18 protein-coding genes are annotated in these 19,240 nt (G+C 68.2%); 8 read left to right on the top strand and 10 right to left on the bottom strand.

Annotation, left to right across the window (positions count from 1 at the left end; all coding sequences use genetic code 11):
- The first annotated feature begins 45 nt into the window (after window positions 1–45).
- A complete protein-coding gene (locus tag ACWDMM_RS19625; protein WP_357102830.1) occupies window positions 46–2,949 on the top strand; it encodes a UPF0182 family protein in 2,904 nt (967 codons plus the stop codon).
- A 15-nt stretch (window positions 2,950–2,964) separates the two neighbouring features.
- Here ACWDMM_RS19625 and ACWDMM_RS19620 read toward each other — a convergent pair whose 3' ends face one another.
- From ACWDMM_RS19620 to ACWDMM_RS19600, 5 genes are all read right to left on the bottom strand, one after another.
- Window positions 2,965–3,540, bottom strand: coding sequence for a DUF2165 domain-containing protein (locus tag ACWDMM_RS19620; protein ID WP_195079370.1), 576 nt, complete (start codon window positions 3,538–3,540; stop codon window positions 2,965–2,967).
- Window positions 3,541–3,833: 293 nt separating this feature from the next.
- The gene (gene msrA / locus ACWDMM_RS19615) at window positions 3,834–4,301 is read right to left on the bottom strand and encodes a peptide-methionine (S)-S-oxide reductase MsrA (RefSeq protein ID WP_397070399.1); all 468 of its coding nucleotides are present in this window, start codon (window positions 4,299–4,301) and stop codon (window positions 3,834–3,836) included.
- A gap of 44 nt (window positions 4,302–4,345) precedes the next feature.
- A complete protein-coding gene (locus tag ACWDMM_RS19610; RefSeq protein WP_195079372.1) occupies window positions 4,346–4,576 on the bottom strand; it encodes a hypothetical protein in 231 nt (76 codons plus the stop codon).
- A 124-nt stretch (window positions 4,577–4,700) separates the two neighbouring features.
- Window positions 4,701–5,858, bottom strand: a complete 1,158-nt coding sequence (locus tag ACWDMM_RS19605; RefSeq protein ID WP_357205494.1) for a DUF7802 domain-containing protein — start codon at window positions 5,856–5,858, stop codon at window positions 4,701–4,703.
- A gap of 11 nt (window positions 5,859–5,869) precedes the next feature.
- Entirely contained in the window at window positions 5,870–6,796 is a 927-nt protein-coding gene (locus tag ACWDMM_RS19600) for a metal-dependent hydrolase (protein ID WP_195079374.1), read from the bottom strand.
- A gap of 227 nt (window positions 6,797–7,023) precedes the next feature.
- Between ACWDMM_RS19600 and ACWDMM_RS19595 the strand changes: the two genes are divergently transcribed.
- Window positions 7,024–7,644, top strand: a complete 621-nt coding sequence (locus ACWDMM_RS19595) for a TetR/AcrR family transcriptional regulator (RefSeq protein WP_195079375.1) — start codon at window positions 7,024–7,026, stop codon at window positions 7,642–7,644.
- Between the two features lie 187 nt (window positions 7,645–7,831).
- Here ACWDMM_RS19595 and ACWDMM_RS19590 read toward each other — a convergent pair whose 3' ends face one another.
- Entirely contained in the window at window positions 7,832–8,191 is a 360-nt protein-coding gene (locus ACWDMM_RS19590) for a nitroreductase/quinone reductase family protein (RefSeq protein WP_195079466.1), read from the bottom strand.
- A 230-nt stretch (window positions 8,192–8,421) separates the two neighbouring features.
- Here ACWDMM_RS19590 and ACWDMM_RS19585 point away from each other — a divergent pair, with 230 nt between their 5' ends.
- Both ACWDMM_RS19585 and ACWDMM_RS19580 read left to right on the top strand, forming a co-directional pair.
- Window positions 8,422–9,645, top strand: a complete 1,224-nt coding sequence (locus ACWDMM_RS19585) for a cytochrome P450 family protein (RefSeq protein ID WP_195079376.1) — start codon at window positions 8,422–8,424, stop codon at window positions 9,643–9,645.
- A 310-nt stretch (window positions 9,646–9,955) separates the two neighbouring features.
- Window positions 9,956–11,758 (top strand): alpha/beta fold hydrolase, encoded by a 1,803-nt coding sequence (locus ACWDMM_RS19580; RefSeq protein ID WP_357102813.1) that lies wholly within the window; start codon window positions 9,956–9,958, stop codon window positions 11,756–11,758.
- 74 nt (window positions 11,759–11,832) lie between these two features.
- Here ACWDMM_RS19580 and ACWDMM_RS19575 read toward each other — a convergent pair whose 3' ends face one another.
- Entirely contained in the window at window positions 11,833–12,627 is a 795-nt protein-coding gene (locus ACWDMM_RS19575; protein ID WP_449938747.1) for an SDR family NAD(P)-dependent oxidoreductase, read from the bottom strand.
- Between the two features lie 63 nt (window positions 12,628–12,690).
- On the opposite strand from ACWDMM_RS19575, the gene ACWDMM_RS19570 reads away from it, so the two are divergent.
- From ACWDMM_RS19570 to ACWDMM_RS19560, 3 genes are all read left to right on the top strand, one after another.
- Window positions 12,691–13,386 (top strand): TetR/AcrR family transcriptional regulator, encoded by a 696-nt coding sequence (locus tag ACWDMM_RS19570; RefSeq protein ID WP_323124043.1) that lies wholly within the window; start codon window positions 12,691–12,693, stop codon window positions 13,384–13,386.
- 155 nt (window positions 13,387–13,541) lie between these two features.
- Entirely contained in the window at window positions 13,542–14,837 is a 1,296-nt protein-coding gene (locus ACWDMM_RS19565; protein WP_357102807.1) for an FAD-binding domain-containing protein, read from the top strand.
- Between the two features lie 41 nt (window positions 14,838–14,878).
- Window positions 14,879–15,364 carry a hemerythrin domain-containing protein gene (locus tag ACWDMM_RS19560; RefSeq protein WP_357102804.1) on the top strand — a complete coding sequence of 162 codons (486 nt, stop codon included), beginning with the start codon at window positions 14,879–14,881 and terminating at the stop codon, window positions 15,362–15,364.
- Between the two features lie 100 nt (window positions 15,365–15,464).
- Here ACWDMM_RS19560 and ACWDMM_RS19555 read toward each other — a convergent pair whose 3' ends face one another.
- The 3 genes from ACWDMM_RS19555 to ACWDMM_RS19545 form a co-directional block, all read right to left on the bottom strand.
- Window positions 15,465–16,355 carry a manganese catalase family protein gene (locus ACWDMM_RS19555; protein ID WP_195079380.1) on the bottom strand — a complete coding sequence of 297 codons (891 nt, stop codon included), beginning with the start codon at window positions 16,353–16,355 and terminating at the stop codon, window positions 15,465–15,467.
- A 183-nt stretch (window positions 16,356–16,538) separates the two neighbouring features.
- Window positions 16,539–17,609 (bottom strand): NAD-dependent epimerase/dehydratase family protein, encoded by a 1,071-nt coding sequence (locus ACWDMM_RS19550; protein ID WP_449938741.1) that lies wholly within the window; start codon window positions 17,607–17,609, stop codon window positions 16,539–16,541.
- Window positions 17,606–18,238, bottom strand: a complete 633-nt coding sequence (locus ACWDMM_RS19545; protein WP_195079382.1) for a hypothetical protein — start codon at window positions 18,236–18,238, stop codon at window positions 17,606–17,608. The genes ACWDMM_RS19550 and ACWDMM_RS19545 overlap by 4 nt, the downstream gene beginning before the upstream one ends.
- A 168-nt stretch (window positions 18,239–18,406) precedes the next feature.
- Between ACWDMM_RS19545 and ACWDMM_RS19540 the strand changes: the two genes are divergently transcribed.
- Window positions 18,407–19,234, top strand: a complete 828-nt coding sequence (locus ACWDMM_RS19540) for an SDR family oxidoreductase (protein WP_195079383.1) — start codon at window positions 18,407–18,409, stop codon at window positions 19,232–19,234.
- The last annotated feature ends 6 nt before the right edge of the window (window positions 19,235–19,240 follow it).

The raw sequence follows: 19,240 nt of genomic DNA, 5'->3' as shown, positions 1-19,240 counted from the left end.
TCGGCCGTCCACCGTTGTGCCGGGCGGCAGCCACGGGAGTGCAAGATGAGCGCGCGCGTCGGCCCCGGCCCGCGGCGGTTGCATCGCAGCACCCGGGTGCTGGTGGTCGCCGCCACGGTATTCGTCGTGTCGTTGCTGATCGTGCCCCGGCTGGTCAGGGGCTATGTCAGCTGGCTGTGGTTCGGTGAGGTCGGGTTCCGCGGTGTCTGGCTGACCGTGCTGTTCACCCGGCTCACGCTGTTCGCCGCGATCGCGCTGATCATCGGTGGCGTCCTTCTCGCCGTGATGTGGCTGGCCTTCAGGTTCCGTCCGCTCTTCTTTCCCGAGTCCGAGGAAGAAGACAGCCTCCGGCCGTATCGGACGGCGGTGCTGCGGCATCCGGTGCGGTTCGGTCTCGGCGTCGCCACCGTGGTGGGGCTGGTCTGCGGCCTCGCCGCGCAGTCGAACTGGATGACGGTCCAACTGTTCCTCCACGGCGGATCCTTCGGCGTGGCCGATCCGCAGTTCGGGCACGACGTCGGGTTCTTCGTCTTCGACCTGCCCTTCTACCGTTCCGTCCTCAACTGGCTGTTCATCGCGGTGGTCCTCGCCTTCCTCGCGAACCTGGCCACGCACTACCTGCTCGGCGGGCTGCGGCTGTCCAGAAAGGCGGGCGGCCTGACGCACGCGGCCCGCGTCCAGCTCGCGATACTGGCCGGGGCGTTCATCCTCCTGAAGGCCGCCGCCTATTGGCTCGACCGATATTCCTTGCTGTCGAGTGACAGCAAGGAGCCCACGTTCGCGGGCCCCGGCTATACCGACATCAACGCGGTGCTTCCCGCCCGCCTCATTCTCTTCGCGATCGCCCTGATCTGCGCCGTGGCGGTCTTCGCCGCCGTCGTCGTGCGCGATCTGCGGATTCCGGCGATGGCGGCGGCGCTGCTGCTGTTGTCGTCGATTCTCGTCGGGGCCGTCTGGCCGTTGGCCGTCGAGCAGTTCTCCGTCCGTCCGAACGCCGCCGACATGGAGCGGGTCTACATCCAGCGCAACATCGCGGCCACCCGGCAGGCGTACGGGATCGGCAGCGACCGGGTCGAGTACCAGCCGTATTCCGGCGTCGGCACCAAGCCGCCGCCCGAGGTCCCCGCCGACGTCACCACGATCGCCGACGTCCGCCTGCTCGATCCGAACGTGCTGTCGCGGACGTTCACCCAGCAGCAACAGCTGAAGAATTTCTACAGTTTCCCACCGCATCTGGACCTCGATCGCTACCGCGTCGGTGGGCAATTGCGCGACTACGTGGTGGCGGCGCGCGAGCTGACCCCGAGCGCGCTGAGCGGCAACCAGCGCCATTGGGTCAACCGGCACACCGTCTACACGCACGGCAACGGGTTCGTGGCGGCGCCGGCCAACCGGGTGAACGCGGCGGTCCGCGAAGCGGCGGGCGACGCCGCGAGCAGCAACAGCGGATATCCGATCTACGCGGTCGGCGACATCGCCTCCCAGGCCTCCGGCCACCAGGTGATCCGAGTGGATCAGCCGCGCGTCTACTTCGGCGAAGTGATCGCCCATGCGAGCCCGGACTACGCCATCGTCGGCGGCGGCCCCCAGCCGCGCGAGTACGACACCGACACCACCACATACACCTACGCCGGCGCGGGCGGCGTCCCGATCGGCAACTGGCTCAACCGCTTGGCCTTCGCGGTGACCTACACCGAGCGCAACATCGTCTTCTCCAAAGCGATCGGCGCCGAGTCGAAGATCATCTTCAACCGCGATCCCCGCCATCGCGTCGAACTCGTCGCACCGTGGTTGACCACCGACAACGACCCCTATCCCGCGGTCGTGAACGGCCGCATCGTCTGGATCGTCGACGCGTACACCTCGATCGACGGCTACCCCTACGCCAAGCGCAGCTCGCTGGAAGCCCTCGCTCCGGGCGAGGACACCGAGCGTGGATCGCCCCGGGAGATCTCCTACGTGCGCAACTCCATCAAAGCCACCGTCGACGCGTACGACGGCACGGTCACCCTCTACCAGGTCGACCGGCAGGACCCGGTCCTGGCGGCCTGGATGAAGGTCTTTCCCGGCACGGTGCGCCCCGAGGAGTCGATCACCCCGGAGTTGCGGGCCCACTTCCGGTACCCCGAGGACCTGTTCACGATCCAGCGCGAGATGCTGGCCAAATACCACGTCGACGAACCGCGCGAATTCTTCACCACCAACGCTTTCTGGTCGGTGCCCAGCGACCCCACCGTGGAAGCCAATCCGCATCAGCCCCCGTTCTACGTCCTGGTCGGCGACCAGACCAGCGCCGAACCATCGTTCCGGCTCGCGAGCGCCATGGTCGGCTACAACAGGGAATTCCTCTCCGCTTACGTCTCCGCCCGCTCCGACCCGGAGGGCTACGGCAAGATCACCGTCTCGCAGCTGCCCACCGACACCCTCACCCAGGGGCCGCAGCAGATCCAGAACTCGATGATCTCCGACACCAGAGTGGCCTCCGAGCGGACCTTGCTCGAGCGCTCGAACCGGATCCAATACGGGAATCTCCTCACCCTGCCGATCGCCGACGGCGGCGTGCTCTACGCCGAACCGCTGTTCACCGAACGGATCTCGACGGCGCCGAACTCCTCGACGTTCCCGCAGTTGGCGCGGGTGCTGGTCAGTTACCGCGATCCCGGCACCGGTGGTGTCCTGGTCGGCTACGCGCCGACCCTCGCCGAAGCGCTCGAGCAGGTGTTCGGCGCGGCCACCGGCAGACTCGCCACGCCGCCAGGCGGCGGTCCCGGCGCTCCGCTGCCGCCGGGCCAGCAGCCCACCGCGCCGCCGGCCGCGCAACCACCGGCGCAGGCGCCGCCGGTGGATCAAGCGAAGATCGCCGAACTCAACGCGCAGATCGACGAGATCCGCGCGGCGCTGGAACGTCTGCAGAAGCAGCTGAGCGAACTCGATCGCACCGGTCGCTGACGCTCGCGGCTGCGCCTAGCTCGATTCCGCCGCGGAATTCTCGGTGCCGAAATCACGCTGCGGGTCCGGCAGGTGGACGAGAATCAGGCCGACGCCCGCGATCAGGAAGTTCTGCAACGCGGCCGACGAAGCGTTCACGTCGTCGTTGGCCCACATGCGGAACCATTCGCCGCCGATGGTCAGGAACCCGCCCGCGAACAGCAGCACCGCCATGGTCCAGCCCAGGCTGGACAGTTTCACGGCCAACTCCGGCCCGGATCGCAGCCCGCGCGGCCGTCCGGTCAGCACCCTGCCCCACGCGGCTCCCGCGGCGAGCAGCACGAAGGCGATGAGGAATTCCCAGATCACCACGAGGATGTAGGCGACGAGCGCGACATTGCCATTGGTGATCGCGCGCCAGTCCGTGCCCGGATTGTGGATCGTCGCCTTCATCGACAGCACCGCGGCCACACCGTTGCGGTTGGTGTCGGTGTCGACGCAATTGGTGAACGCGACGAACAGGTAGTAGAAGCCGGTGATGGTGGCCAGCGTCGCCACCGCCATCCGGCGGCTGCCCACCACGTCCAGAACCTTCGTGCCGTAGCGCGTCATCTGCCTACCTCGGGTCGACCGGCCAGGAGCTCCAAGCGTCGACGATCATATAGGCGCTCGATCACGCGTTCTCCCCACGACGGGGAGTCCCCGGTGGCCGGAAACGGGCCGAATTGGTTTCTGCCGCATGCAGTTTGCGTACGGAGTCGCAGGCGGCCCCGGCTGGACGACCGGCAACGACGGTGGGAGGTCGTGGAAACGCGACGACTGCGCCACCCGGGTGCGGCGGCGCAGTCGTGTGTGTTGCCCGGCTCGGCGGGGCCGGAACGCGACCCCGCCGAACTCGGCGGCTGCTACTGAGCGGTGGTCTGCCGCTTCGGCAGCTTCCAACCCGGCCGGGGGAAGTGGCAGGTGTACCCGTCCGGGTAACGCAGCAGGTAGTCCTGATGCTCCGGCTCGGCCTCCCAGAAGGCGCTCGCCGGGGTCACCTCGGTGACCACCTTGCCCGGCCACAGACCGGAGGCGTCCACATCGGCGATGGTGTCCAAGGCGACGCGCTTCTGGTCGTCATCGAGGTAGAAGATCGCCGAACGGTAGCTGGTTCCGATGTCGTTGCCCTGGCGGTCCTTCGTGGTCGGATCGTGGATCTGGAAGAAGAATTCCAGCAGCTGCCGGTAGTCCGTCCGGGCCGGGTCGTAGACGATCTCGATCGCCTCCGCGTGGCCAGGGTGGTTGCGGTAGGTGGGGTGGTCGTTGCGTCCACCGGTGTAGCCGACGCGGGTCGACACCACCCCCGGCTGCTTGCGGATCAGGTCCTGCATGCCCCAGAAGCATCCACCGGCCAGAATCGCCTTGCGCGTGTCGGTCACGCCTCCTCCTTCACGAAGAGAGTCTTGTACTGCCCATAGCCTTCCGCATCGAGGTCGTCGAGGTGGATGAACCGCAGCGCCTTCGAATTGATGCAGTACCGCAGGCCGCCCGCCGCGCGGGGGCCGTCGGTGAACGCCCGCTCGGTCCCGTTCTCCTGAGTGACGTGGTACTGCTCAGGCGACAGGGCGGCGATCGCCGCGGGATTCCGGTTGTACTCCCGTGCCACATGACCTCCTCATATCGGCCCCTCGTACAACCTGGACACCGGCCCGGAAAGTCCCGAGCGAGCGGGGCGTCACACCCCGGCCGGCAACCGCCGCCCTGCGCTGGCGAAAGCGCTCGGCGTGCCGCTAGGCCGTGGAGTTCACCGCCGATTCCGGCGCCGGAGAGGTAGCGCTTACCGTCGCTTTCCTCCGGGGTACCGTCCACACGGCGACCAGGCACAAGATCGCGACAACGAAGCACGCGATCGCGTACCAGAGATTCCCGATGGGGTCGCCTGCGCTGGTCACGCCGTCGACGGCGCCGAAGTAATCGGGCAACGCGGTCGCCCAGAGCAACGCCATCACCCCCAGATACACCCCGCCGTAAACGCGGACGAAGTCGTTGGTGTAAGGCGCAGCCGAGTCGCCGCGCCGCAGCCGCGACCACTGGCGGGTGAGGATCAGCACCGCGGCGACAGAGACGACGACCAGTTCGGCGGCGTAGAGCACGCCGCGCACCGTGGTGCTGCCCATGCCGAAGACCGTCGCGGGGATGGGCAGCACGGCGGTGCCCAGCGACGCGAGTACGCCGACGAGGATCGTGCGCCCGGCCAGTTGCCATCCGGAGAAGGTCCGCCCCTGGGCGACGTGGCGGCCGACGAACAGTTGGACGCAGAACGCGAGGGACATCGGCCACAGCGCGGCGAAGACCACCACGCTCGGCAGCGGCACCGAATCGAACATCGGCTGATTGATCGGGTTGTCCACCGACCATTCCCACCACCGCAGCTGCGGGCCGAGATGGTCGAAGATCTCGTAGAAGGCGTGGTGGACGAAGCCGACGCACGCCGATCCGGCGAGAACCCCGTATTGCCGGAACACGCCGAGAATCCTGACCATTTCGAACGCGAGCGTGGCCATGAACGGGTAGATCGCGACGATGTAGAGCGGTAATCGGCCCCAGAGGAATTCCACGGTGAACAGGTTGTGCGCGAACATCGTGTCGACGTGCGCGTCGATGCCGAACGCCGCAGGGAAGTACAGCGGGGGTTCGATGATGAACAGGTACGCGGTCGCCCCGAACCAGACCACCAGGTTGGTGGGGTCGCCGTGCCGGCGCAGCCGCACGATCGCGTAGACCAAGGCGAGCACCGCGCCGAGGACGATCGTGCACTCGAGGACGGGCAGCGTCCAGTTCTCCAACGCGAAAGGGTTCCGTACTTCGACCGGTCCGCCTGCCTCCTCGCACGAGAAGCCGAGCGCCGTCGCGAGCCGGTCGAAGGTGGGGGCGCAATGATCAGCCATCGGTCCGGCTCCTAACGTGCGGCCGTCTCGGCGGTGTACCAGTGCGAGACGTCGTAGCCGGCCTCGTAGCGCTCGAACCACACATCGGCCAGCGCGGGCAGCTTCTCGTGGTCCGGATTGTGCTTGGGCAACTGACTGCGGACGACGCCCACGAGCGCGACGAGCTGCTCACGGAGCGGCAGGTGGTCGAACGCGCGGGGCATCGGGCCGTTGTCCTCGGCGTGCAGGAACGGCAACCACTTGCGCAGTTTCTGCCTGCGCCGGTGATTCGCGAACATCGACAGCGCGTCGATCTTCCGCTCCTCCAGCGGGACATGCTCGTTGAAGCCCGCGCAGGCCAGCCGGATCACCTTCATCACGTGACGAAAGATCGACGGCGCCATGCGCATCCGGTACACATCGCTGCCCACGACGGAGTCGAAAATGATCAGCGCGGAGCTGCGATGCTCGACCTCTTCGACGAAGTGCCAGATGAACAGCGACGCCACCCGGTCGTCGCCCGGCCGGAACAAGGTCGAGTCGTTGTCGAGCATCAGTTTGAACACCGGGGTGAACGTCGCCTCGAGATCGGCGGTGTAGGCCAGCCGGTATTCGACCGGAGTATGCACGGTGAGGCGGTCGAATTCCGCGATCACTTCGTTGAGCGTTTCTTGCAACCCCGGGTAGCGCCGGATCAGGGCGTTGGCGTGCTGGCGGTGGGCGGTGGAATGCTGCCCCTCCTGGCGCACGAACGCGTCGGCCTCCTCGGCCACCGCGGGATCGGTGATCAAGGGCATGGCCTCGCGGATCATGTTGACGATCATCTTCTCGAAGCCGATCGCCAGGAAGGACACCGCGTTGGCCATCGAGGAGAAGGCCGGATTCTCCTCGTTCCACAAGAAGGGCACGTCGTAGTCGGCGAATGCGAAGCGCATCTTCCGGACTTGAAGATCGGTCACTGGGCTGAACCTCGACTTTCCGAAACGAACCGGTCCGGCAACGCATTCCGGCGCACCGGGCCATGTCGCAGCGATCATACACACAACTGTCCAAGTGTATGATCAGAATCGGCGCTGGAACCGAGAACAGGCAACGTTGTGATACGGTCGAGCCCCTGACCTGGATAGTCGGCAGGCTTTCCGTCAGGGGTTCGCAAGCGACAGGCTTCGAGTCGAGGAAGCGGGCAGTGGCAGGAAGGCGTGGGTGGGGCGGGAGCCCGCCGAAGGACGACGAGGAAGCCTCGCGTCGCATCGTCGCCGCCGCGGTCGAACTGATCGGGCGGACGGGTTCGGAGATCAGCATCGCCGACGTCGCGGAATCGCTCGGCGTCATCCGGCAGACGGTCTACCGGTACTTTCCCAGTGCCGACGCGCTGATGACCGCGGCGGCGATAGCGTCGGTCGACGGGTTCCTGGACCGGCTGACCGAGCACGTCAGCGGGATCGAGGACGCCGTGGAAGCGATGACCGAGGCAGTGGTGTACACCCTCGCCGAGGTTCGCCGCACGCCTCATCTCGGCATTCTGCTGTCGAGCACGTACTCGAACGTCCATCCCGAGAGCCTGACCTCCGAAGAGGCGCAGGCCTTCGGCATGACGATGATCAAGCGCTTCGACGTCGATTGGGAGCGTTACGGATACGACGACGAGTCGCTGCACGAGCTGGTCGAATACGTCCTGCGCACGATGCAGTCGTTCTTCGTCTCCCCGGGGAATCCACCGCGCGGGGAAGACGATTTGCGTCGGTATCTACGCCGGTGGATGGGGGCCGCGATCGTCGCCCAGATGAAGCCGTCGGCGAGCGTCTAAGGCTTCCCGCCGAAATCCGCTGTCGAGACTCGCCCTTACGGGCCCGCCTCGGCATTCGCATCAGCGGCGGCGCTCGGCCTTCGAGGGACGGGGTGTTCGATCAGGCGCCCCCACGTCGCCGCGTGCTCGGAAGGCGACAGCGCCTCCGTCGCTTTCGGCGCGCCGACGCGAGAAGGGAAGAGGCGGATCAGCTCGCGTCGTCGAGCCGCACTGTGACCAGGACGCGGCCGCGCTCGTCGCGCTGCGCCACCGCATGCCCGTGCCGGTCGGCGCCGTTCAGGTGCAGGGTGATCGGGCCGCCCGCACCGAGGAAGTTACGCCACCAGGACTTCTTGTCCGGCATAGCGACGCCGATGACGAGTTCGTCTCCCTTTCGCCGGTAGTTGACCGGTGTGCTGAACGTCCGCCCGGACCGGCGGCCTACATAGGTGATCACCACGAATCCCCTGCCCAGCAGGCTGCCGAGCACCGGCGCGCTCAGCAGGGCGACCACCCCGGCGTTCACTGCGCGCACGCCACGCCCCAGCACCGTCTTCGGTTCCACCATTTCCTCCCGGCCGCCCACGGACATCGAACACCGCCACCCTAACGCCTGCCGGGGCCGCGCGCCCGCGGCGCTGGGCCGGGCACGGTCACCGGATTGTCGTTTTGCGCCGCCGAGTTTCGGGTTGGAGGCACGAATCGCCGATCGGGCGGTGGCGCGGGCGGTCTCGCCTCGATACTCGTGCACGACCGTCGTCACGGCGGTCGGAGGGCAAATGCGCAGAAGGGAAACCGATGACAACCAGCCTGCCCGCATTCCCCGCGGCGAACGAGGATCTGCTGGACACCTGCATCCGGCTCCGGGAGATCGCGCCGGTGGTCGAGGTGGAGTTCCCCGGCGGCGTGCCCGCCTACCTGGCCCTGACGCACGAGGCGGTGCGCGAGATCCTCGCCGGGGACAACAAGACCTTCGCCCGGGATCCGAAGCACTGGCCCGCGCTGCACGACGGTTCGATCCCGGCGGACTGGCCGCTGCGTGCCGTGGTGCAGGGCGATCACCTGTCCACCAAGGACGGCGACGACCACCGGCGGCTGCGCGGCCTGATCAGCAAGGCGTTCACCCCGGGCCGGGTGCAGGCGCTGGAGCCGCGCGTCCAGGCGATCATCGACCGATTGCTGGACGAGGTCGTGGCCGCGGGTGACGGCGTCGATCTGGTGCCCACCTTCACCGAGGCGCTGCCCATGGCGGTGATCTGCGAACTGTTCGGGGTGCCGGAGCCGGACCGGGAACGGCTGCGCCGCTGGACCGCCACCCTCCTGGCGCACACCACACCGCCGCAGGAGGCGTTCGCGACGCAGAACTCGCTGATGACGTACCTGTACGAACTGGCGGACCGGAAACAGGAGCAGCCCGGCGACGACCTCACCACCGGCTTGGTCCAAGCTCGTGACCAGGACGACAAGCTCACCGCCGACGAACTGGTCGCCGTTCTGTGGATCATGCTGGTGGCCGGTCACGAGACCACGGTGCACCTGCTCGGCTACGCCATCCTGGCGCTGTCGCAACATCCCGAGCAGCTCGCGCTCGCCAAGGCGGAAGACCGGTGGGCCGACGTGGTCGAAGAGACCGTCCGGTACCGCCATTCGGTGATGATGACGAGCTGGCGATTCACCCTGACGGACGTGACCGTGGCCGGAGTCGCCATCCCCAAGGGGCAAGCGGTGGGCGTCGCCTACCAGGCCTGCGGTATCGACCCGGCCGAGTACGGCGAGACCGCGAACGAGTTCGATATCACCAGGGAGCAGCGCGGCGGACATCTCGGCTTCGGTCACGGGCCGCGGTACTGCATCGGCGCGGGCTTGGCGCGCTTGGAGGGTCGTCTCGCGCTCGCCTCGCTCTACCGCCGGCTGCCGAACCTCGAACTCGCCATCGACCCGGCGAACATCCCGTACTCGCCGTCGTTCTTCACCGTCGGCCCGCTGTCGATTCCGGTGAAACTGGGCTCGGAAAAACAGTGAGGGTCACCGACGCGGCGGGCGGCGCTCGCAGGCTTCGTCACCGCAGCTCAGTCGCCGCTCGCTGGGCGGGTTCGGCCCGCCCGGTGCGCACTCGACGCACGTTCGCCTGGCTCGCGACTATGCGCTGAGGTCGCCCTGAGGTCGGCGACGCTCGGGGCGGATAGTCGAATCTTGCAACGTTTGCGCTGGTCAACGAACTATTGCGAACGGGATACGCATCGTCGGATCCGGACGGATCGCGGTGCGTGCCGTGTCAGGCTGCTGCGGTCCGCAGTTCCGCAGCAACTGGCAGGAAGGATCGATGACGCCGATGTCGCAAGCAGATCCGATCGTCGGGACCACGTCCGAGCAGCTCGCGAGGATCGCGCTCCAGGGGCCATGGGACGCCGAGGGGCAGGTGCGCCCGGAAGCAGTGCAGTTCGCGTCGAACTTGGTCAGCGCCGTGCAGAAGCGCAGCGGCAGGGGGCTGGTGCCCGGCGAGGTGGCCGATCTCGTGGACCGGGCGCTGAACGTCGCCGTGCCGACGTTCCCGCGCATCGAAGGGGCGGGCGGGGTCGGGCTGTCGGCGCACCTGCTGCGGCAGACCACCACCCGGCCGTGCCCGCTGGTGGTCTTCCCCGCCGGGTGGACACCCGTCGGGTGGCCGTTGTTCGAGTACGCCTATCTCACCCTCGCGTCGAAGGGCTACCACGTGCTGGCCTACACGCCGCGCGGAATCGGGTGGACCGCCATACCGGGAACGGACATGCCGTGGTTCGGCACGTCCGAAGGCACCGTCGACGTCGCCGGTCCATGTGACCGGGCCGATGGCAAGAAGGTGCTCGACTACGCGCTGGACGCGCTCGATCCCAGCGGCATCGCCTTCATGGGTGAGTCCTACGGCTCGGGCATCAGTCAGCTCGTGGCCGCGCACGACGAGCGGGTCGCCGTCGTCGTCGCCCTCAGCACCTGGGGCAACCTCGCCACCAGCTTGTACGACAACGGCACTCGCCATATGAAGGCCGTCGAGGGACTGATCGGCTTGACCGGCGGCGAGCAGGCGGAGAAGTTCGACGAAGCGGCGCTGGAGATTCTGGCCAAGTTCGACGAGGGCGTGGACATGGACCCGGTCGTCGACTGGGGCGCCGAACGGGCGCCGGAGAGCTATGTCGGCTCCCGCGAGATCCCCACCTTCTTCTCCAATACCTGGCACGAGGGCCTTTTCCCGGTGAACCAGGTGCTGGAGACCTTCGAGAAGCTGCCTCGGCCGAAACGGCTGAACATGTGGATCGGCGATCACGCGGCCCCGGAGGGCCCCGGCTTGATCGCGCCGCCCATGCCGGGTGCGGGACCCAACCAGCCGCTGCGCGAAGCGTACGCCTGGCTCGATTACCACCTCAAGGGCGAGGACAACGGCGTCGACGCGTGGCCGGAGATCAGCAACCAGGTCATGTTCACCTACGTGACCACGCCCGGAGCCGGGGACGGCCAGAACGTGATCGTCGAACCGGCGCGGCGCGAGGAGAAGGCGTCGTGGGCCGACGTCACCACCGGCACCGAAGTGCTGACCTTGACCGATGTGCGCGAGGGCGGCGACGGCGCGCTGACTTCCGATCCCGCGACCGGATGGGAGCGCAGTTTCACGGTGGGCGACCAGCCGGAGGTCGTCGCGATGGACAGGCTCATGACGACGGGGCAGCAGGAGTGGTCCGGCAATCCCAAGATCTATCGGATCGATGAGATCGACCGCGGCCATGCCCTCGTCTGGTCGACGGGGCCGCTGCTGGCGGCGCGCGGCGGCGTCGCCAGGCAGATCCGCGGCATTCCCCGGGTGCAGGTGACCATCGACAGCAGCGACGAGTCCGCGACGGTGATCGCCTATCTGCTCGACGTCGACGAGAACGGCGCCGCCCGGATCATCACGCACGAACCGAAGACCACCGAGTCGGCCCTGCCCGCCACCGTTTCGTGGGAGCTGCAGGCGGCCGCCTACGACGTGCCGGACGGCCATCGGCTGATGCTGGTGGTCGACGGCATGGATCCGCTGTATTCCAGCGCCAACAAGGTGGGTTCGACGATCACCATCAGCGCGCCGGACGGCGCCCCGTCCCGCCTGGAGCTACCGCTCGGCTGATTCCCGCGCGTGGCCCGGAACCGGCGACCGGGCCGGGCCACGCCGTGGTCGAGAACGGTGATGCCCCACCGAGTTCACCGCGTGCCGGGCCGGGCCGGTTCGGAGATGATGCGGTTGACTTTGGCCTTGACCGCGTCGGGCAGCACGTGGTTGGCGAGGCCGAAGGCCTTGGTCAGCAGCGAGGCGGCGAAGACCTGCTGTCGCCCGCTGAGCAGTGCATCGACGCCTTGGCGCGCCACATCGGCGGGATCGTCCTTGGGCAACCGGCCGATGCGAGTGGCGAGCATTCCGGCGCGACGGAAGAAGTCGGTGTCGGTCGGGCCGGGCAGCAGGGCCGTCACGGTGACCTCCGTGTCGCGCAGTTCTTCGCGCAGCGCCTTCGCGAACGACTGGATGAAGGATTTCGACGCGTTGTACACCGCTTGGCGGGCGCCCGGCATCGTGGCGGCGATGGAGGAGGTGAACAGCAGTTTGCCGTCGTTGCGTTCGACCATGTCGCGCAGGACGAGCTTGGTCAGATGAACGGTCGAGCGGATATCGAGGTCGATGACGGCCAGTTCGTCGTCGAGGTCGGTCTCCACGAAGGCGCCCCCGCGCCCGATTCCGGCGTTGAGGGCCACGGCGTCCGGCATCTGGTCGTTCTCGGTGGCCGCCCGATAGAGCTGTTCCACACCGTCGGCGGTACGCAGGTCGACCTGCACCGGCCGCACGTCGTACCGCGGGTCGTGCAGCGCGGCCGCGGCGGTCTTGACGGCCTCGTCTTCCGCCGCGATCACGACGTCGTAGCCGTGTGCGATGAACTGCCGGGCCAGTTCGAAACCGATACCGCTGGATGCTCCGGTGACTAGGGCGAGTGGTCTGTCGGTCATGTGCTGCGGCTACCCACTGCGGCCGCGCCCATACCCGAATGGGCGGCTCGGTAGTCTGCAGGAGTGTCCGCCGCGCCCGCCGACGCCGACGCACCGATCGTTCCGGTGCGAGACGGAGTGTTCTTCACACTTCCCGCCGCGCTGCCGCGGGGGCGGCACAATCTGGGGCGTGAGCAGGTGATGGCCGCACAGCGGGAACGGCTGCTGGTCGCCGCGACCGAATTGCTCGCGGCCCGCGGTTACGCCGGATTCGGCCCCACCGATGTCGCCAAGCGCGCCGGCGTCTCGCTGGCGGCCTTCTACGACGCCTTCGCCAACAAGGACGAGTGCATCTTCGCCGGTTACGACCGCTTCATCCAGGTGCTGCTGACGCAGCTGACGGGCGCGGACATCAAGGGCCGAGACCGCAGATCCATCGTCGCCGACGCGCTCGGCCAGTACCTCGGCTCCCTGCAGAACGACCTGGTCGTGGCCCGTGCCTACCAGGTGGAGATCGACGGGCTCGGGCCTGCCGCCCGGCGGCGCAGGCGAAAGTCGATCCGCTTGTTCGCCGAGTACATCCGCGCTCTGGTGCAGAAGGCGACCGCCGATCGGCAGCCACTGCTCTCGGTCGCCGCGTACATGGGCGTCGTCTACGCCGTGCGGCAACTGACCGCCGACGCGCTCGACGAGTCGCAGGAGCCGGATCTGACCGCGTTGAGCGCCGACCTGGAGCCCTGGCTCACCGATCTGTTCCGCCAGCGCCGTTCCGGTACGTGACCGCGGGCGCAACTTGACATGACAGCCCCGGTCGCGCAGCATTGGCGTAAAGCCCCTTACTCCGATACCGCTCCGAATCGGCGTGGCACGCCGCCGAATGTCCGATACCGCCGTCGCCGATCCACGCGACGGAGGCCTGTCGTCGAGAATTCCGAATGGCCGTAACAATCGCACTCTTCACCCGCGACCTTCGCGTCCACGACAACCCGGCCCTGGTGGCCGCGGTACGCGAGGGCGCGGCGGTGGTTCCGCTCTACGTCGTCGACGACCGTCTCGTCGGCAGCGCGAAGCCCGCTGGGAACAAACTCCGTTTCCTCTCCGCCGCGCTCGCCGAACTCGACGCCGAACTTCGCTGTGCCGGTGGCCAACTGGTGGTTCGCCACGGTGATTACGTCGAAGCGGTGGACCGGGTGGCGGCACAGGTGCACGCCGACAGCGTCCACATCGCCGAGGACGCCACCTGGTACGGCCGATGCCGCCTACGGGCACTGAGCGAACGGCTGGCGCGGCGCAGTTGCCTGCTGCACACCCATCCGGCCACCCTGACCGCCGTGGATCCCGCCGACTGCGGCCCGTACCGGCCCGACGACGAGGTTCCGGATTTCGCGACCTACTTCCGCCGATGGTTGTCGGCGCCGAAGCGGCGGCCGCTGGCCGAGCCGACGGAGCTGATCGTTCCCCGCGTCGACAGCGATCCCGTGCCGAGATTCGACGAACTCGGCGACGCGGCCATCTCACCGCAGCTGGCGGTCGGTGGCGAGATCACCGGCCGTGCGCTGTGGCGGGGCTGCGTCGCCGACCGGCGGCAACCACGCGGCCGGGCCACCGGTGAGCTCACGCGGGAGGGCTGCGACCGATTGTCGCCGTATCTGTATTTCGGGTGCCTGTCCGCCGCCGAGATGGTGTACCACACCGACATGGCGACCACGGACGGGCGCGCTTTCCTTCGCCAGCTCGCTCGGCGCGACTTCCATCTGCAGTTCCTCGTCGCGCGGGCCGACATCGCACGGTCCGGTGAAGGTCCCGGCGAGCGGCAGGCGCACGATCCGGTCGTGGTGGGCGCCTGGCGCGACGGACGCACCGGTTACCCGATCGTCGACGCGGGGATGCGGCAGCTGGCCGCGCAGGGATGGATGCCGGAGCGCGCGCGGGTGATCGCCGCTGGTTTCCTCACCACGACGCTGCGGGTGGACTGGCGGGTCGGGGCCGAACACTTCCGCCGGTGGCTGCTCGACGACGCGGCGAGCGACCGCTTCACCTGGCAGCAGGCGGGACGTCTCGACCCGGGAGCCGTCGGCACCGCGGAACGCTACGACCCCGAGGGCAACTACGTGCGGCGCTGGATTCCGGAACTGGCTTCCCTGCCGGGTTCGGAGATTCACCGCCCCTGGCGGCACAGCGTGCCGACCTCGATATATCCGGCTCCCATCGCGGGCAGGGTGAGCACGTAACCGGCCTGCCGGGCGGTTTCGCGTCCGGCCGGATCCGGCAATTGTTCGCCGAGACCGCCGACACCTCCGACCCCGTCGAACGCGAAAGCAAGTTCTTCGAGTTGCGGCGCCTGCTCGCGGTGCACGAGACCGCCGAGGAAGAGATCATCCACCCGCGCGCCCGGCGTGAGCTTGGGACGGCGCGTCCATCGCGGATGCGCGGCTGGAAGAGGAGAACAAGGCGAAAAAGCAGCTCGCCGAGATGGAGTCGCTGGACATCAGCTCGGTGGAATTCCAGGTCGGCCGAACTGCGCGAAGCGGTGCTGGCGCACGCCGACCACGAAGAACGGGAGGAATTCAACCGGCTGCGCGCGGAACTCGACGACGAGACCCTGCGGAGGTTGCGTAGAACCGTCGAACTGGCCGAGACGATGGCGCCGACCCGGCCGCATCCCGGCGTGGAATCGGCCACCGCGAATGTCCTCGTCGGTCCGTTCGCCGCGATGATGGATCGCGCCAAAGACATGATCAGCAAGCCGCGGCATTGATCCGGACAGTGAGCGCGGCGCGCGGCATCAGTTGCCGCGCGCCGCGTCGCTGTGCGTCCGAGCGGCCGCCGGTTCGCCGCGGCCGCAGGCGCTGGAGAGGTCAGTCCGGGATGTGCGACTCGTGGGTGAACGGTTTGGTGCCCTGAACCGCGGGCTCGCCTTGCGGGTTGGTCTCCGCGCCGTGATTGACGCGCTCGTCGGAGTCGAGCCATTCGGTGACCGGATTGTCGATATAGCGCCACTCCGTGCCCGACGGCCACGGGCCCTGCCCTTCGTTCCAGGGACCGCGGGCGCTCGCCGCGCCGTTGGACATGTTGAACGCCACGTTCTGGAACCGATCGTCGCCGGGCAGCACACCGGGCGGGAAATTGACCGGCAATTCGTTCAGCGCGGCGGTGAACTGCTGGAAGTGGGCGACCTCGCGGGTCATCAAGAACGAAAGCGTGTCCTGCACACCGGGATCGTCGGTGAACTGCTTGAGATATTCGTAGACGATCTTGGCTCGTGACTCCGCCGCGAGATTGCTGCGCAGATCGACCGAAGGCTCACCGTTGGCGTCGACGTAGTTGCCCGACCACGGCACGCCCGCGGAGTCCTTCACCACGGGGCCGCCGCCGCTGAGCGAGAAATACAGCGGGTTCACCGCGACCTGGTGGATGACCTGATCGCGTCCAGCGGAGCTCGACACCATCGGCATCCAGTCGCACCGCTCGTTGGCCTGCTTCAGATCGTCGTTGAGCCCGTCGAGCAGCATGGTGATCATCGCGCCGACGATCTCGAGATGGCTGAGTTCCTCGGTGGCGATGTCCATGAACAGGTCGTAGGTTTTCGGATGTTTGCCACGCAGCATGAACGCCTGGTTGAAATACTGCATGGCGGCCTTCAATTCCCCGTTGGCGCCGCCAAATTGTTCCTGCAACAGGGTCGCGAAGCGCGGATCCGGACGGTCCACGCGGACTTCGAACTGGAGATCCTTGTTATGGGTGAACATCGCTCTCCTTACCAATATGGTCGGCTGTCCGAAATGGCTTTCACTGCCTAACCCAGCGCATGACGAGCAAGAGACGCGTTGCTTGTTCGCTGGCGACGATACGGGTTCGCATCACCGGTCGCTCGCAGCGACACGAGCTGCGGCCAGAGGCGATAACCCCTTGTCATCCCCGGTTTCCGGCGGTCAGCGCCGGTGCTCGCCACCGGGCCGCTGATCCTGGTGGGAAGGACGCCCGAGCCGTATCTTCCGGTCGGGGGCCAGCGGCGGGCTGTAACCGGTCCTGGCGGCGCGCATGGCGGAGACCAGCTCCGCGCCGGTCTCGTGCGCGGCGAAGCGAGGCGCCCAGCCGAGTTCGCGACGGGCTTTGGACGAGTCGATCAGGCACGCTCGGTCGGCCAGGGTCAGCCACGCCGGATGCAACGGCAGCAGCCCGGCACGCCATCCGGTCCATGCGGCGGCATGAAGCGCGCGCCGAGGCGCGGGCAGACGGAAGCCGCCGAACATTCCCGCGAGCGCGTCCGCGCCCAGGCACGGTTCGGCGGCGAGATTGAACGCCCCGGTCGCACGCTGGTGCGCGATCCGCCGGATCGCCGCAGCCACATCCGCGCTGTGCACCAGTTGCAGCCGCAACTCGCGCCACAACGGCACGGGGGCCAGGCGTCCGCCGACCAGCCGTCGCGGCAGCCACGGCGGCAGGATCCAGTCCGCCAGTTCCGCCGCGGCCTCGGCTTGCGCGATGCCGCACGGACGGATTCGCGCCGTGCGGATTTCCGGGTGGCCCGCCGCGAAGGTGTCCAGCTGTGCTTCCAGCTCCGCCTTGCCCGAGCTGTACGCGCTACCGGGCACGCCGGACAGCCGCCATTCCTCCGATACCCGCCGCCATCGCTCCGCGGGGGTGTAGGCGGCGCAGGAGGAGGCGGCGATGAGCTGGGGCATCGCCGACCGCGCCGCGGCGCGCAGCACGTTCTCGGTGCCGAGCAGGTTGGTCCTGCGCATCGGCGGGTCACCGCGGCGCGGATGGATCGCCCACGCCAGATGCACGAGCACGTCGGCGCCCGTACAGGCGGCCCGCAGGGTCTCGACCGCGTCGGCGGCGCCGATATCGCAGGACACCCACCGGACCCCCGCGTAGGGTTCCCTGGTCCGGTCCGGTGTGCGACGGGCGATGCCGACGAGTTCGCAGTCGTCTGCACGCAGGGCCCGCAACAACGCCGTCCCGACGTTGCCGCTCGCGCCGGTGATCACCACCTTCATGCGCCGCGCCGCTCGGTTCCGTCGCGACCGGAGAGGGGCGGCGGGATGAGCAGGCCGCTGTCCCACGCGCGCTCGATCAGTTCGCCGACGTCGATGCGCCGGATCTGTTGCACCTCCTGGCTGGCGAGCAGCTCACGCAGGTACGCGACGATGTGGTCGGCCACCACGGCGCGGACGTCGCCGAAGCGATCGATCACCTTGGCGGCCCGGTCCAGCGGAAGAATCTCCACGTCGACGTGTTCGGTTCCCACGTCCTCGGTGTACACCAGCAGCGTGCACGCGTCCTCCGGCAGCAAGGCGAAACGCAGGCGAACGGCGACGGCGCCCGCGAAACGGGCGACGACACCGATCATGCTGATCCGCAGCCGGAGCATGACCGGCACCTCCACGCCGACATCCCAGCCGTCGGCTTCGCAGGGGGCGGCACGCACGATCCCGGGACGTCCCTCCACGGCCGCGACCGCGAGCCGCGCCGGACCCACCCTGATCGGTCCCGCCTCGATGCGGTCGCCCACGACCAGTTCCACCACCGAGGCGATGCGTTCGGGCTTCGCGGCGGCGCGCAGGACGGCCCGCGCGAACTGCTCGGCCGTCGGCACCGCCGAATCGTCGTCGCGTACGTCGGGCATGGCCACCTCCTTCCCACGGCGCGAGTACCCCCGCACCGGGAAAGAATGTGGGTTCGGGCTGGTCGAGTGCGTAACGCCGGATCGGCGATGCGAAGGTGGGGGAAATGGTCACGTCCGGGGCGGCAATGAGCGGGGTGTGGTCCGGGGCCGCCCGGGTAGTCGCGGGACATGGCTACTACAGCTCCACTTCCGGAAGAACGAGCGGGAACTCCGCGCCGAGCCGTGGTGACCGGGGGAGACTCCGGTATCGGCGCCGCGATCGCCGTCACCCTCGCCGCGGGCGGCGCCGATGTCGGGCTGACGTTCCACAGCGACCGCAGCGGTGCGGAGGACACCGCCGCGCAGGTACGCGACCAGGGCAGGACCGCCGCGGTGCGCCGTCTCGACTTGGCGGACCCGTCGTCCGCCGGTCCGGTGATCGATGAACTCGCCGGCGAACTGGGTGGCCTCGACGTGCTGGTGAACTGCGCCGGAACCGGCTCGGCGCAGAAGGCGATGGACATGGACTTCGACACCTGGCGGCACGTGCTGTCGGTGGACTTGGACGGGGCGTTCGTCTGCTCCCAGCGCGCCGCGGCGCACATGATCGCAGCCGGTGCCGGTGGCAGGATCATCAACATCACCAGCGTGCACGAGCACGTTCCCCGGGTGGGCGCCGCACCGTACTGCGCGGCAAAGGCGGGGCTCGGCGCACTGACGAAAGTGCTGGCGCTGGAACTCGCCGAACACGACATCACCGTGAATTCGGTGGCGCCGGGCGAGATCTCCACGCCGATGACCGGGCAGGAAGACGTCGATCCCCGTGAGCAGTCCCGTCCCGGGGTGCCGCTGGGTCGAACGGGGCACGCGAAGGAAGTCGCCGCCGTGGTCGCGTTCCTCGCCTCGCCGGAGGCTGGCTATGTCACCGGGGCGTCGTACCTGGTGGACGGCGGCATGCTCCTGATGGGCCCGCAGGCCAGCACCCTGCTGACCGACGAGAAATGGCGCACGCCGTGACCAGGC

The sequence above is a fragment of the Nocardia sp. NPDC003726 genome (genome assembly GCF_053586955.1).
Note: the sequence above shows the minus strand (reverse complement) of the source record. Positions and strands in the feature narration are given on the sequence as shown.